At 66.9% G+C, this 14,563-nt stretch carries 13 protein-coding genes and 1 pseudogene; 7 read left to right on the plus strand and 7 right to left on the minus strand.

All coding sequences use genetic code 11. The features are described from left to right. Positions 1-30 precede the first annotated feature (30 nt). The 5 genes from J7E80_RS11075 to J7E80_RS11095 all read right to left on the minus strand — a co-directional run bounded on the left by J7E80_RS11075 (position 31) and on the right by J7E80_RS11095 (position 4,698). Positions 31-2,199, minus strand: coding sequence for a chorismate-binding protein (locus J7E80_RS11075; RefSeq protein WP_215051503.1), 2,169 nt, complete (start codon positions 2,197-2,199; stop codon positions 31-33). Then, entirely contained in the window at positions 2,196-2,756 is a 561-nt protein-coding gene (locus tag J7E80_RS11080) for a low molecular weight protein-tyrosine-phosphatase (RefSeq protein ID WP_215051504.1), read from the minus strand. The genes J7E80_RS11075 and J7E80_RS11080 overlap by 4 nt, the downstream gene beginning before the upstream one ends. Before the next feature lie 166 nt (positions 2,757-2,922). Next, on the minus strand, positions 2,923-3,546 hold the full coding sequence (locus J7E80_RS11085; protein ID WP_215051506.1) for a LysE family transporter: 624 nt from the start codon (positions 3,544-3,546) through the stop codon (positions 2,923-2,925). 64 nt (positions 3,547-3,610) lie between these two features. Continuing rightward, positions 3,611-4,426: a methyltransferase domain-containing protein gene (locus tag J7E80_RS11090; RefSeq protein ID WP_215051507.1), complete on the minus strand. Its 816-nt coding sequence runs from the start codon at positions 4,424-4,426 to the stop codon at positions 3,611-3,613. Between the two features lie 122 nt (positions 4,427-4,548). Beyond that, positions 4,549-4,698, minus strand: coding sequence for a hypothetical protein (locus J7E80_RS11095; protein ID WP_215051509.1), 150 nt, complete (start codon positions 4,696-4,698; stop codon positions 4,549-4,551). Between the two features lie 8 nt (positions 4,699-4,706). Here J7E80_RS11095 and J7E80_RS11100 point away from each other — a divergent pair. From J7E80_RS11100 to J7E80_RS11130, 7 genes and pseudogenes are all read left to right on the plus strand, one after another. Then, positions 4,707-5,417, plus strand: a pseudogene (locus tag J7E80_RS11100) (TetR/AcrR family transcriptional regulator). 159 nt (positions 5,418-5,576) lie between these two features. Further along, on the plus strand, positions 5,577-6,002 hold the full coding sequence (locus tag J7E80_RS11105) for a hypothetical protein (RefSeq protein WP_215051511.1): 426 nt from the start codon (positions 5,577-5,579) through the stop codon (positions 6,000-6,002). A gap of 353 nt (positions 6,003-6,355) precedes the next feature. Beyond that, positions 6,356-8,224, plus strand: a complete 1,869-nt coding sequence (gene dnaK / locus J7E80_RS11110; protein WP_215051513.1) for a molecular chaperone DnaK — start codon at positions 6,356-6,358, stop codon at positions 8,222-8,224. A 2-nt stretch (positions 8,225-8,226) separates the two neighbouring features. Next, positions 8,227-8,895: a nucleotide exchange factor GrpE gene (locus J7E80_RS11115; RefSeq protein ID WP_215051516.1), complete on the plus strand. Its 669-nt coding sequence runs from the start codon at positions 8,227-8,229 to the stop codon at positions 8,893-8,895. A gap of 222 nt (positions 8,896-9,117) precedes the next feature. Continuing rightward, positions 9,118-10,095, plus strand: coding sequence for a DnaJ C-terminal domain-containing protein (locus J7E80_RS11120; protein ID WP_215051518.1), 978 nt, complete (start codon positions 9,118-9,120; stop codon positions 10,093-10,095). Between the two features lie 15 nt (positions 10,096-10,110). Next, the gene (locus J7E80_RS11125; RefSeq protein WP_215051520.1) at positions 10,111-10,533 is read left to right on the plus strand and encodes a heat shock protein transcriptional repressor HspR; all 423 of its coding nucleotides are present in this window, start codon (positions 10,111-10,113) and stop codon (positions 10,531-10,533) included. An 11-nt stretch (positions 10,534-10,544) separates the two neighbouring features. Next, entirely contained in the window at positions 10,545-13,217 is a 2,673-nt protein-coding gene (locus tag J7E80_RS11130) for a PEP/pyruvate-binding domain-containing protein (RefSeq protein WP_215051522.1), read from the plus strand. A 41-nt stretch (positions 13,218-13,258) separates the two neighbouring features. On the opposite strand, the gene J7E80_RS11135 is transcribed toward J7E80_RS11130, so the two are convergent. Together J7E80_RS11135 and J7E80_RS11140 are read right to left on the minus strand one after the other, a co-directional pair. Continuing rightward, positions 13,259-14,221, minus strand: coding sequence for a D-2-hydroxyacid dehydrogenase family protein (locus J7E80_RS11135; RefSeq protein WP_215051524.1), 963 nt, complete (start codon positions 14,219-14,221; stop codon positions 13,259-13,261). 31 nt (positions 14,222-14,252) lie between these two features. Continuing rightward, the gene (locus tag J7E80_RS11140; protein WP_215051526.1) at positions 14,253-14,555 is read right to left on the minus strand and encodes a hypothetical protein; all 303 of its coding nucleotides are present in this window, start codon (positions 14,553-14,555) and stop codon (positions 14,253-14,255) included. Between the last annotated feature and the right edge of the window lie 8 nt (positions 14,556-14,563).

Consider the following 14,563-nt stretch of genomic DNA (forward strand, 5'->3'; position numbering starts at 1 on the left):
TGATGCCCTCAAACGGCGGATTTGCGGGGGTTAGCTGCCAGTTCGCGCAGGGAATTCCGAGCCCAGCGTGGACAGTACCCCGAACGCCTTGGTGCGGATTTCCTCGTATTCCTCCTGCGCCGCTGAATCGGCCGTGATGGCGCCCCCGACGCCGAGACTGAGTTTCACCGTCGGACCGCCGGCCTCTCCCGGCGCGGCATCCCCGGCAGGGTCCGCGGCGCCGGCGTCGTTGCCCGCCACCTCGTCGGGCGCCTGGATCACGAGGGTGCGGATGGCGACCGCCAGATCCGTGGCCCCGTTAAGGGAGAGGTACCCGATCGCCCCGGAGTAGACCCCGCGCGGCCCACCCTCCAGCCGGTCCAGGATGGCCATGGTGCTGATCTTGGGCGCGCCGGTCATGGAGCCGGCAGGAAAGCAGGCGGCCACGGCTTCGGCCCGGGGCGACCCTGGCGGGAGCTGGGCGTCGATGGTGCTCACGAGCTGGTGGACCGTGGCGTAGCTTTCGATCTCGCACAGCCGGCTGACGATCACCGAACCGGGCTCGGCGAAGTGGCTGAGATCATTCCGGAGCAGGTCGACGATCATGATGTTCTCCGCCCGGTCCTTCAGCGACGTTGCCAGATCATGCCGCAGCGCCGCGTCCAGCTGCGGATCGGCAGCCCGGCGCCGGGTGCCCTTGATCGGCTCGGCGCGCATCGCGCCGTCGGACGCTATCCGCAGAAAGCGCTCCGGCGACGTGCTGGCCACCGTCAGCCCGCCGAACCGCAGGTAGCTCGCGAACGGCGCCGGATTCCGTTTGCGCAGGGCAAGGTACGTGGGCCACGGGGCGAACGCCCCAGCCGGGACCTCCGCGGTGAGCGTGGTGGTGAGGCAGACCTCGTACGAGTTCCCCTCGGCGATCTCGTGCTGGGCTTCGGCGATCTTACGCTTGTAGCTCGCCTCGGAGTCGCGGCTGGTGAATGCCGGGACGTGTCCGACGGCGCTGCTGCCGCCGGCTTCGGCATCAGGGGCACCCTGCGGGCCGGTGCCGGTGCCGCCGCGGATTTCGGTCGCTGCCATCACGGCGTCCCGCGCGCTGGCGAGCCAGCCCCGCGCGTCGGGGGCGTCGAGGGCCAGCAGCCAGGCCGTGCCCTCGGCGTGATCCAGGACGACCGCCCGGCCGGCGAAGATCAGCGCCGCATCCGGGGTGTCTGCCGAGACGTCCGAACCGCCGGTTTCGCGCTTGAGCTCATAGCCAAGGTAGCCAAGCCAGCCCAGGGTGAAGTCGCAGGGGTAGCCTTCGGGGCCGCGGACGGCCTTCCGTCCCCATACGGTCTCCAGCCAGCGAAAGAAGGTGCCGGGCACTTCCACGGTGGCGCAGCCGGCGGTGATCCGGTTGGTCCCCGAGCGGTGCCGGACCAATTGCCCGAACGTGCCGCCGTCGTCCGCCAGAATGCTGAAGCGGCTGCGCTCTCTGGCGAGTGCTCCGGCGACGCTTCCCTGAGGCGCGGGCGGGACCAACGAGGAGTCCAGCCAGACGGCATTCGCGGACGACCCGTACAGGGACCCGAAGAGGGCTGCGGCGTCCGGCCGGGCCTCGATCCGCTCGGCCACGAGCCGGAGGCCGCGGCGTGCGGACAGCTCAGGAACCAGCACGGTGGCGAGGGCCGGGAGGTAGGTGAGTGCCTGCAGGACGTCAGCCGGCGCGGAGTCGTCGGCGCGGTTCAGGACCCGGATGTCCGCGTGTTCCAGCACGTTGTCGGAGGCGAGGAACTCCGTTTCCTGCGCGGCCCACTGGTCCCAATAAGGTTCGTAGGTCTGGCCGTCGCGCGCCAAGGCCCGGGAGCGGCGTTCGTGTTCGGGCGAGTCGGCCCAGATGACGGCGTCCAGCAGCGGCCGCGCCGCCGCCGCGGCGGCCCCCACCCCTTCCACGATGACGATCTCGGCGGGAAGCGTCACCCGGACGTCGCCGTCGTAATGCTTTTCCCAATCCCAGCTGACCCACGTGGCCGGCTCTCCCCGCCGCAGGGGTGCCAGCACTGTGCCGACATATCGCTCGACTCCGGCGGTGAGCCCGTTCCAGCCCGGATAGATATCCTCAAGATGGAAAAGCGCGACCTTGTGGTGGTTCCGAAGCCGGGCCGCGAGCTCTATGGCCAATGTGGTTTTGCCTGCGCCCGACCGCCCGTCAATGGCGATGATCACAGGTGCGGGGGTCATGAAATAGAGCGTACCTGCTGGCTGTCCTGAAGCTTGAGCCGGGCGTCATCCGCAATGGCCGCACGGACAAACTGAACGATGCCCGGAACAGCCGCCTGGACTTGCTCCCACACAGTCTCAAAGTCGTTGTGGTCCCCGTACCAGGGATCCTCGATGCCCTGGTCCAGGGGGTCCTTCGATTCGAGGGCAGGATCAAAACTGCGCAGCATGCGGATTCTTGCCCTCGTCTCATGATCAGGAGCCGACGCCCGGAGCCAGCCATAGTGGTCCACATCCAAGGCCAGGATCAGGTGACGTTCCGAATACCACTCCGGCCGCCATTCCCGGGCGATGTGCCGGTCGGAGAGGAGATTGTGGGCCGTCAGTTTCCGCGCCGCCCGGGGGTCTATGGGCCGCCCCGCCTCATAGGCGGTGGTTCCGGCGGAGTCGACGATGACGGCGTCTGCCAGCCCCGCCGCTGTGAAGGCTTCCGCCAGTATCAGCTCTGCCATCGGGGACCGGCAAATGTTGCCGGTGCAGACCGCGATGATCCGGTAGGGGCTCGACGTTGAGGACATATTGCCAAGCATGGAGGACGCTAACACTGCTTGGCTAGTAAGCAGTCTTATTGTTCGCAACATTTCGTCGGATTGCGTGGGGCGGGGGTCCCGGGAAGGGGTAGCTCAACCGTAAGAGGTTGCTCAGTGGCCTTCAGTCAGGGACCTTTTGGTCAGTGGGTCTTTGTCAGTGGATCAGTGCCAGCAGGATGCCCACGGCCACGAACAGGACGCCGAAGACCCTGTTGAGGATGGTCTGTCCGTGCGTGTTGTGCGTGAAGCGCTGGAATGACTTCGCTGCCGCGGCGAAGAAGAACCACATGACCAGGATGTCTATCAGCACCACGGTGCCGGTGAGGACCATGTACTGCGGCACCAGAGGCTGTTCCGGCCGGATGAACTGCGGCATGAACGCCAGGAAGAACACGATGGCCTTGGGGTTGAGCAGGTTGACCCAGAGGCCCCGGCGGAACATGGACGAGGCGGGCTCGTTCCTGAGCGCCGCTGCCTTCTCCTGGTCCAGGTCCGGCTTGTGCAGGAACTGCCTGATGCCGAGATAGACGAGGTAGGCGGCGCCGGCGTACCGGATGACGTTGAAAGCCACGGGCGATCCCGCCACCAGCACCCCGACGCCGAGCGCCACGATCACGACATGGACGATCAGTGCCGCCTGCTGGCCGAGGATTCCCCAGATGGAGCGCCGGAACCCGGAAGTCAGCGAATTGCTCATGGTGTTGATGGCGCCCGCGCCCGGGGTGAAGCTGATGAGGACGCCGGCACCAGCAAGGGCCAGCCACAGGGAGAATTGCACCAACCAAGCTTAGTGCGAATCGAGCTTGGTGCGGGATGGCCGGGCCGCCCGGTCCGGCGAAGGCTCAGGCCCGGGCGATGATTTCGCCGTTGGGGATGAGGAACCAGCCGTCGTCGGTGGAGCCCCAGCGGTGCCAGCCCGCGGAGATACGCGTGAGGTCGGCCTCCTGCGCGAAGCCGTACTCGAGGGCCTGCTCAGCAAAGGCCGAGTGCAGCACCCGTTCACCCCACACCCGGGCCTGCCAGCGCCGTTGTTGGCCGGTGGCGTAAAGCCAGTTACTGCTGCTGGGGGCCACATCGGTAAATCCGGCGGCCTGTGCCCAGGACACCAGGCGGCGTCCGGCGTCGGGTTCGGCCCCGTTCCGGCGGGCAATCCGCTGGTAGAGATCCATCCACTCATCGAGTTCGGGGATGGGCGGGTACCAGCTCATGCCATGGAAATCGGCGTCGCGCACGGCCACGATGCCGCCCGGCTTGGCCACCCGCCGCATTTCCCGGAGCGCTTCTACTGGATCGGTCAGATGCTGCAGCACCTGATGCGCGTGAACGACGTCGAAGGTGTCGTCCTCGAAGTCGAGGTCGTAGATGTTGCCTGCCACGAACTCGACGTTCCCGACGCCCCGGTCGGCTGCCAGCTCCCGGGCGTGCGCGATGACGTCGGGGGAGCGGTCCAGCCCGGTCACGCTCCCGGGGGCCACCAGCACGGCGAAGTCGCACGTGATGCTTCCCGGACCGCAGCCCACATCCAGCACGCTGACCCCGGGAGTGAGATGCGGGATGACGAAGGCCGCGGAATTTTCCGCCGTCCGCGAGGCATGGGCGCGGACCACCGATTCGTGGTGGCCGTGCGTGTACACATCGTCTGGCTGCTGGGCACTCATAGGGAAACGCTACTCCTCCTTCTTCAAATCAAAACGGAATACGCACCGATCCCCCAAGTAGGTGGCAGTAGGTGCCGTTCTGGGCCTCAGCACAGGTCCGGTCCCAAGGGCGCATGGGGCGCTCAGGATCCGGAGGCTGCTGCGGACGTCTCCGACCTCCACCACTCCACCGTCGTCCGGGCCGCGGCGGCCAGCGGCGTCGGGCCCAAGGCCAGTGCCGCCTCGCTGGCTGCGGAGCCCATCACGAACGGCCGCTGAAACTGGTAGAGCATCTTGGAGGATGGCCGACCCTCAGAAGCCCCAGACGCCCCGCGAGCGGGCCCGCACCCGGACCATACAGCAGATTATCCAGCTGGGCCGGGAGCATCTTGCCATGCATGGAGCGGCCGCACTCTCGCTGCGTGCCGTCGCCCGCGACCTCGGCGTGGTTTCCTCCGCCGTATACCGCTATGTTGAGAGTCGGGACGAGCTCCTGACGCTTCTGCTCATCGATGCCTACGGTGAACTGGGCGATCATGTGGACGCCGCCGTTGAATCCCTCCCCGCCGGCGACTTCCGGGGCCGCTTCACTGCCCTGGCGCACGCCGTCGGGAACTGGGCGCTGAGTGAGCCGTCGCGGTACGCGCTCCTGTTTGGGAGCCCGGTGCCCGGATATCAAGCGCTGGCAGAGCGGACCACCGTCCCCGGCACGCGGGTGGTCTACTGCCTGATGGAAATCCTCGACGCCGCCTATCGGGCCGGGAAGTTAACAGAACCTGAGTCCGCTGCGGTTGCTCCCGCCTTGGCGGCCGACCTGGCTGTGATCCGAGACGGGCTTGGGTTGGCTGTTCCCGATGAACTTCTGGCCCGGGGCGCCCTGGTATGGACGTCGATCTTCGGAGCCATCAGTTTCGAGGTCTTCGGACAGTAAGGCGCCGACACCTTTTCAGCCCGTCACGAACTGTTCCAGCATCACGTGGACATCCTGGCGGGCGTCGCCGGATTCGACTGACCGGGCCAAGGGGTGGCCCGGCACCGCAGGTACCTGGCCGGATTCCTGACCCCGCCATCGCCCGCATCCCAGGGCACCCTGTTGCCGCCCGCCCCCGCTGAGTAGACTGCCAGTGCGTCCGGCCGGGCGCGCTCAGTCCTCCCAAGGAGTGATCAAGCGATGACCGAAAACAGCGAGTCCACCGCCGCAGGAAAGGCCCACACCAGCAGCAGGAACCCGGCGCTGGAAGGCGACAGCGGACAATACGTGGAAGGCGACTATGGCGATGCCGGCGTGGTGGGCGACGAAGCTGCCGCCGCCGACGAGGGCGAATACGCGGAGGGTGACTACGGCAATGCCGGTGCCGTCAGGGCTGCATCCGATGAGGTCGAGGAGGGTGAATATCCCGAGGGTGATTACGGCAAGGCCGGAACCGCGGGCCAGGAACGTCCCGGTGGCGAAGGGGGCGAATATCCCGAGGGCAATTACGGCGCTACCGGAACGGCCCGGGAATCTGAGGCTGCCGATGACCTCAAGGACGAACTGGCGGACGGCCAGATCAACGCGCCCAGGAAGGACGACGGCGGCACCTCTTCCGGCGGGTAGGAGCCTCCGGGATAGACGGCGCGTGTGAAAGAACCTTCGGCAGGTTCACGAACAGCGAAACTGTGCTCGCGCCGTCGTCGTGGCCTCCGGTCTTCCGCGAACCTCCGCGGATCACCGGGGGCCATTGTTCGCGGTCCTGTCCTCCAAAAATTCAAACTTGAGCGTACCTGACTCAACTATGGATTGACTTAAGCCGCGGGTTGAGTAAAGTTGAGTGTAGATCGCTCAAGGAGTGGGCGAGCCTCGATCTCGACACGTTCGATCAGCGGGTTGCAGCCTCGATCAGCAGCCTGATGCCGGGTGATGTCCAGGACCGGGGCCACACAGTTTCCAAGGAAAGAAGGAAGCAACACATGTCACGTGCAGTAGGTATTGACCTCGGAACCACCAACTCCGTCGTCTCCGTTCTCGAAGGTGGCGAGCCCACCGTTATTGCCAACGCTGAGGGCGGCCGCACCACGCCGTCCGTCGTTGCGTTCTCTAAGTCCGGCGAAGTCCTGGTCGGCGAGATCGCCAAGCGCCAGGCCGTCAACAACATCGAGCGCACCGTCGCCTCCGTCAAGCGCCACATGGGCACCGACTGGAGCGTCGCGATCGACGACAAGAAGTACACCCCGCAGGAAATCTCGGCGCGTATCCTCATGAAGCTGAAGAACGACGCCGAGTCCTACCTCGGGGAAAAGGTCACCGACGCGGTGATCACCGTCCCGGCCTACTTCAACGACGCCGAGCGCCAGGCCACCAAGGAAGCCGGCGAAATCGCGGGCCTCAACGTCCTCCGCATCGTCAACGAGCCCACGGCGGCCGCTCTGGCCTACGGCCTGGACAAGGGCAAGGAAGACGAACTCATCCTGGTCTTCGACCTCGGTGGCGGTACGTTCGACGTCTCCCTGCTGGAAGTCGGCAAGGACGAAGACGACTTCTCCACCATCCAGGTCCGCGCCACCGCCGGTGACAACCGCCTCGGCGGCGACGACTGGGACAACCGCGTTGTGGAGTACCTGCTCAAGCAGCTCAAGGTCAAGGGCATCGACCTGTCCAAGGACAAGATTGCCCTGCAGCGCCTGCGTGAAGCCGCTGAGCAGGCCAAGAAGGAACTTTCTTCCTCCACCAGCACCAACATTTCACTGCAGTACCTCTCCGTCACCCCGGACGGCCCGGTCCACCTGGACGAACAGCTGACCCGCGCCAAGTTCCAGGACCTCACCAAGGACCTGCTGGACCGCACCAAGAAGCCGTTCCACGATGTCATCACGGAAACCGGCATCAAGCTTTCCGACATCGACCACATCGTGCTCGTGGGCGGTTCCACCCGCATGCCCGCCGTTTACGAACTGGTCAAGGAACTCGCCGGCGGCAAGGAGCCCAACAAGGGCGTCAACCCGGATGAGGTTGTGGCCGTTGGCGCCGCGCTGCAGGCAGGCGTGCTGAAGGGCGAGCGCAAGGACGTCCTCCTGATCGACGTCACCCCGCTGTCCCTCGGCATCGAGACCAAGGGCGGTGTCATGACGCACCTGATCGAGCGCAACACGGCTATCCCCACCAAGCGGTCCGAGACCTTCACCACGGCTGACGACAACCAGCCGTCCGTGGCCATCCAGGTCTTCCAGGGCGAGCGTGAGTTTACCCGCGACAACAAGCCGCTGGGCACGTTCGAACTGACCGGCATCGCTCCGGCTCCGCGCGGCGTCCCGCAGATCGAGGTCACCTTCGACATCGACGCCAACGGCATCGTGCACGTCTCTGCGAAGGACAAGGGCACCGGCAAGGAACAGTCCATGACCATCACTGGCGGCACCGCGCTCTCCAAGGAAGACATCGACCGCATGGTCCGTGACGCCGAGGAGCACGCAGCCGAGGACAAGGCCCGCCGCGAGGCGACCGACACCCGCAACACCGCCGAGCAGCTCGCCTACTCGGTGGACAAGCTGATCGCGGACAATAAGGACAAGCTGCCCGAAGAGGTCAAGACCGAAGTCCAGGCCGACGTCGACGCCCTCAAGAAGGCTCTCGAAGGTACCGATGACGCAGCCGTGAAGACCGCGTTTGAGAAGCTGCAGGCTTCCCAGACCAAGCTCGGCGAAGCCATCTACGCCCAGGCCGGTTCCCCGGACGGCGCTACCGGCGCTGCAGGTGCCGAAGGGGCCGCCAGCGGCGCCGGGGGCAAGGCTGACGAGGACATCGTTGACGCCGAGATCGTTGATGAAGAAGAGAAGAAGTAACTATGCCTCATCACGGTAACGAAGAGGAGAGCTCTTCCCGCGATCAGGGAAATAAGCGCGACGAACCGGTCATCCGGGACCACCGCAAGGTGGACCCGGTGACCGGGGAGGCCCGCCACCCCGAAAGCGAGAAGCATGCCGCCCCGGCAGCCGACGCCTCCGTGGATTCCGACGGCGACGCCCTCGCCCAGGCGGAGGAAATCCTCAACCAGGTGGAGGTGCCGGCCGAGGAATCGGTGGCCCAGGGAACCGAGGCAGCCGCTGCGGCGGAGTTGAAGAACGACTTGCTTCGCCTTCAGGCGGAGTACGTCAACTACCGCAAGCGTGTTGAACGCGACCGCGCCGTGGCAGGGGAAATGGCCGTCATTGGCGTCCTGAACTCGCTGCTTCCGGTGCTGGACGACGTCGACGCCGCCCGCCAGCATGGTGACCTCGTGGACGGCCCGTTCGCTGCAATCGCCGCCAAGCTGGAGAACGCGCTGAAGACGTACGGCCTGGTCCGGATCGATGAGACCGGCGTGGAGTTCGACCCCACGATCCACGAGGCCCTCATCCAGCAGCCCGGCGAGGACATCGAGGTTGACACCGTCAGTCAGGTGCTCCGCTCCGGCTACAAGTCCGGCGAGCGAGTCCTCCGCGCAGCGCAGGTTATCGTGGCTGTTCCGGCCTAGTCACCGTACGCCTCCGCGAATGAGGGGGCCCGCCCCTACGCTGGGCGGCTCAGGATCTTCGATCCTTAGCCGCCCAGCTCCGGCAGCGGATATTGGCCTTCCCAACACTCGCAAGCTCGTGTCGGGGCCCTCGGCCAGATCCTTAGCCACTCCCGGCCCCCTCATCCGCTCCGGCGGCGGTAGTCTCGCCTTAACGCTTTTGTACTTTGAAAGGAAACGCCATTGGCTAGCCAGGACTGGGTGGACAAGGACTTTTACGCGATCCTTGGCATCGCCAAGGACGCTTCCGACGCTGACATCAAGAAGGCCTACCGGAAGCTCGCGCGGCAGCACCACCCGGATACGAACTCAGGCAACAGCGCTTCGGAGAAGAAGTTCAAGGACATCTCCGAGGCGTATTCCGTGCTGTCCGACCCCGACGAGCGCCAGCAGTACGACGCCATTCGGGCCATGGGCGGCGGAGCCCGCTTTGCTCCCCACGGCGCCGGAAGCACGGCGAACGGCGGATTCGAGGACCTTTTCGGCGGGCTCTTCACCGGCGGCGGCGGCCGTCATTCCGGCGGCTTCAGCACCGCCGGCGGCATCCCTCCGGAGTTTGCCGACCTGTTCGGCGGCGGCTTCGGCGGCGGCCCCGCAGGCTACCAGCGCGCTCCGCAGAAAGGCGCTGACCGCACGGCGACCACCAGCATCTCCTTCGCCGGTTCCATCCGCGGCACCACCATCGGCCTGCGCGAGCCGGACGGCGAAGTCATCGACGTCCGGGTTCCGGCCGGCATCAAGGACGGCCAGAAGGTCCGCGTCCGCGGCAAGGGCCAGTACGGTCCCGCGGGCAACGGCGACCTCATGGTGACGGTCAACGTCAAACCCCACGACTTTTACACGCGCGACGGCGACAACCTCCGCATCCATGTGCCGGTCACCTTCCCGGAAGCTGCATTGGGCGCCGACATCGAAGTGCCCACGATCGACGGCGACCATGTCCGCGTCCGTGTTCCTGCGGGGACGCCCTCTGGGCGTACCCTCCGGGTCAAGGGCCGGGGCGTGAAGACGTCCAAGGGTGCCGGTGATCTGCTGGTGACGATCGACGTCGCGGTTCCGAAGAACCTGAACAAGGATGCCGAGGAGGCTGTGAAGGCGTTTGCCTCCGCCACCGCCGGTGCGAATGTCCGCGAGGGCCTGGCCGCCAAGGCCCGGCTCTAGAAACGGGCGTCAGCCGTGGATATTAACTTCGATCAGCCGATCTTCGTCATTTCGGTGGCAGCGGAGCTGGCCGATATGCACCCCCAGACACTGCGGCAGTACGACCGGCTGGGCATCGTTTCGCCCAGCCGCGCGCCGGGCAAGTCGCGCCGGTACTCGCAGCGTGATGTGAACATGCTGCGCGAGGTGCAGCGCCTGTCCCACGAGGGCGTCTCGCTCGAAGGCATCAAGCGCATCCTCGACCTGGAGAGCCAGGTGGCCGCGCTGCAGCGGAGGGTGGGCGAACTGACCGAGGAACTGGACCGACGTCGGCAGGCCCTGGAATCACGGATTTTTGCCGCCGGGGCCGCCGGCGATGTGGTCAGCCTGGCACGCGGCCAGCGCCCCCGGCCGCGGTCCCAGGCCGTGGTGGTGTGGCGCCCGCACGGCAGGGAGTAAAAGAGCCGGCCATGAGCTATGTCCAGGACTTGGGCGAGGTGGGTCGCGGCGACGTCGCCATGGCCGGCGGCAAGGGCGCCAACCTCGGCGAGCTGACCCAGGCCGGATTCCCCGTTCCGCCCGGCTTCGTGCTGACCACCGCAGCGTATGCGGGCTTCGTCGAGGCCAACGGCCTCACCCCGCGGATCCTCGAACTTGCCGCCCTTCCCCCCGGTGGCGGGGACGCGGACTATGATGCCGCCGCGCAGCGGATCCGGGTGCTGTTCACCGGCGGCGTGATGCCGGAGGAGATCGCACGAGAGCTGCGCGAGGCCTACGGCCGGCTGTCCCGGAGGGCAGCCGCCCCGGTGGACGGCGGCGCTTCCGATGTGCCGGTGGCGGTCAGGTCCTCAGCCACCGCCGAAGATCTTGCTTCGGCCAGCTTCGCGGGACAGCAGGACACTTACTTGAACATCCGGGGCTTCGGGGACCTAGCGGCGGCCGTCATTGACTGCTGGGCGTCGCTGTGGACTGCCCGCGCCATGGCGTACCGCGCCCGTACAGGGCTCGATCCCGCCACGGTGCGCTTGGCAGTGGTGGTCCAGCAAATGGTCGAGTCCGACGCCGCCGGGGTCATGTTTACCGCCAACCCCTCCAACGGCCGCCGCGACCAGGTGGTGATCAGTGCTGCCTGGGGGCTGGGCGAATCCGTGGTCAGCGGAGCCGTCACCACGGACGACGTCGTGGTGGACCCCGGCACAGGCCGCGTGGAGTCGAGGCGGACCGCGGACAAGGAGGTCATGACCGCCTACTCGGAAAAGGGCACCAGGGAGCAACCGGTTCCTGAACAGCAGCGCCGCCAGCCAGTCTTGGATGACGGTGCGTCGGCCGCACTGGCACGGCAGGGAGCTGCCATTGCCGAGCATTTCGGCGCGCCCCAGGACATTGAATGGGCGGCGTCGGCCGGCGAGTTCTTCATTGTGCAGTCCCGCCCGATCACCGCGTTGCCCGAACCCTCGGGCGAAACTCCGACTGAATGGCCGCTGCCGTATCCGAAGGGCCTGTACTTCCGCGCGAGCATTGTGGAACAGCTCCCCGATCCGCTCTCACCGCTGTTCGCCGACCTCATCGACGGTTCGGTGACGCGGTCGATCAGGGCCCTTCTGTCCGAGGCCGTGGGCCGCGACGTTGTGCGGGAAGGGGACGTCTCCCTGCCCACGATCAACGGCTACGCCTACTACTACTACAGCTCCAGCGGAATGTGGCGGGTGATGGGCAAGTCCTTGACCGCGGTGCGCGCCTTCGCCCGAGGCAAGGCGCACATGGGCATCAAGGGTTGGCGGGACCATTCCCACCCCCGCTACCGCGGGCTGGTGCGGCGCTGGGCCGCCAAACCGCTGAAGGACCTTCCGTCCTCCGAGCTGCTGGGCGGGATCTCCGCGCTGCTGGACGCCGGAACCGCCTATTACACGGCGGTGCAGTCCGTCATCCCGATCGCGGCAACGAGCGAGATTCTGTTCTGCGCATATTACGACCGGCTGGTCCGCCGTGCCGGCGACCCGCCCGGGCAGACGTTCCTGCTCGGGTACGACAGCGAGCCCATTCGCGCTGAGAAGTCGCTGTATGACCTCGCGGCGTGGACCCGTGGACGTCCGGAGTTGGCCGCAGCCCTGACCTCAGGGCCGGCCGAATCGATTGCCGAGTCCCTGCGGACGGGAGACAGGCCAGCCGGCGTGGACGCGGGGGAGTGGGAGCAGTGGCGTACGCGGTTCCAGCGGCATCTGGACCGGTTCGGGCATGCCGTGTACAACCTTGACTTCGTCAACCCGGTGCCTGCCGACGATCCTTCGGCCCTGCTGGAAACCTTGAAGTTCTTCCTGCGAGGGGAGGGCAACGACCCGCATGAGCGCCAGAAGCTTTCGGCCAGCCGCCGGGAGGACCAGAGCCGGGCAATCCGCGCCAGGCTCGGCCCCGCCCGCCGCGCCGTGTTTACGCGGCTGCTGCGCTGGGCGCAGAAAGGGGCGCCCGTCCGTGAGGATGCGCTGGCAGACATCGGGTTGGCCTGGCCGCTGATGCGGCACATGCTGCTGGAGCTTGGCCGGCGGCTGGTCGGGTCGGGCATCATCGCCGAACCCGCCGACATCTTCTGGCTCCGGCTCGACGAGCTCCGCAACGCCATTGGGTTCGGCCTTGCCACCCCAGGCACAGCCATCACCGGTGCCGAACGGCCGGTACGGGCTGACGCCGTGGAGCAGCGCAAGATGGCATGGCGCGGCCAGCGGAAGGCCGCCGCGCCGCAACTCCTGCCCGAGAGCCGCTGGGCCGAGCGGGCCTTCGGAAGTATGATGCCGGCCCGCTCCCAAGACCAGCACGGTGACACCTTCTCAGGAGTCGGCGCCAGTTCCGGGCTGGTGACCGCGCCGGCGCGCCTCCTCGGCGGCCCCGAGGACTTCGCGAGCATGCGGCCGGGCGAGGTCTTGGTTGCCCGCATGACCACGCCCGCCTGGACGCCGCTGTTCGCCATGGCTTCGGGAGTGGTCACCGATGTGGGCGGACCGTTAAGTCACAGCTCGATCGTTGCTCGGGAATACGGCATCCCGGCCGTTCTCGGCACGGGCGTAGCCACTCAGCGGCTCGCGAGCGGTCAGCGGGTCAGGGTCGACGGCGACGCCGGGACAGTCACGATTGAGCGCGTCGGGGCGTGACTGCGCCAGGATTCAACCCTTGGTCTCAGACAGTCACCGGCTTAGGGCGTCAGCGTCCGGACCGGTGAACCGTCAAGCCACGCAATGACGTCCTCGAACGCACCGCCGTAAAAGGCCCGGTAGCTCTCAGCCGTGACGTAGCCCAGATGAGGAGCGAGGACAGTTCGGGGTGCGGTCAGGAGCGGGTGTCCGGACGGCAGCGGCTCCTGGTCGAACACATCCAGGGCCGCCCCGCGGATCCAGCCTTCGTGCAGTGCCGTGACGAGCGCACCCTGATCGACGAGCGGGCCGCGGGCAGTGTTGACCAGGACGCCGCCGGGGCCAAGGAGCCGCAGCTCGCGTGCTCCGACTGTTCCCTCCGAGCGTGCCGACAGGCGCAGGTGCAGGGACACGACGTCAGACTCGCTGAAGAGCTGATCCTTGCTGACCTTGCGTGTGCCGGCGGCGGCGGCCGTCTCCTCGGTCAGGTTCTGGCTCCAGGCCAGCACGTCCATGCCGAAGGCCCGCCCGTAACCGGCAATGCGCTGGCCGATCTTGCCGAGGCCGACGATTCCGAGCGTCTTGCCGGCGAGCTCAAAGCCGACCGTCTTCTGCCAGATGCCTGAGCGCAGCGAGTTCTCCTCCGCGGTCAGGTTCCGGGCGAACGCCAGCAGCAGTGCCCAAGTCAGCTCCGGCGCGGCCGTGGGTGAACCGCCCGTACCGCACACCGTGACGCCATGGTCGTCGGCGGCCTGCAGGTCGATGGAGGCGTTCGCAGCACCGGTGGTTATGAGCAGCTTCAGCTGCGGCAGCTGCCCGATCACTGCGCGCGGAAACGGTGTGCGTTCCCGCATCGCGATGACAATGTCAAAGTCCTTCAGCGCAGCCACCACGTCGGCCGCTGAGGCGTAGGGGTGGCGAAAAACAGTGACGCTGACGCCGCGTTCCTCCAGGGAGCCCCATGGAGCGAAGTCACCGGCCACTCCTTGGTAGTCATCGAGAATGGCAAGGCGGCGTTGGTTCATGGCTTTAACGTAGCGGACCGTTGCGGGAGGGTCAGAACCGGCGGGATTGGCCGGCGCCGCGGGAGGCGCCCGGGCCGGGGCTGTGCCTGCGGGGGCGTCGGAAGACGCTCACTCCGTCGCTCTGGAGAAACAGTGCCCGTCCCTGGCCGCCGTCCTGGATGAGCCAGATGACGCTCCCGTCGGGAGCCCGCATATCAATCCGGCCCGAGGCAATGGGACGTCCTTGGCAGTGAATCTCCACCTCGGCAGCAATGGAGAGCGTGGCCCAGTTGGCCACAGGTTCGGGGGCCAGTCGGCGTGAACGGGCACGGGCGTCAGCGGTGGAGGCGGTCATGGTGGTCC

The organism is Arthrobacter sp. ISL-28, assembly GCF_018613875.1.
In the GTDB taxonomy this organism is placed as follows: Bacteria; Actinomycetota; Actinomycetes; order Actinomycetales; family Micrococcaceae; genus Arthrobacter.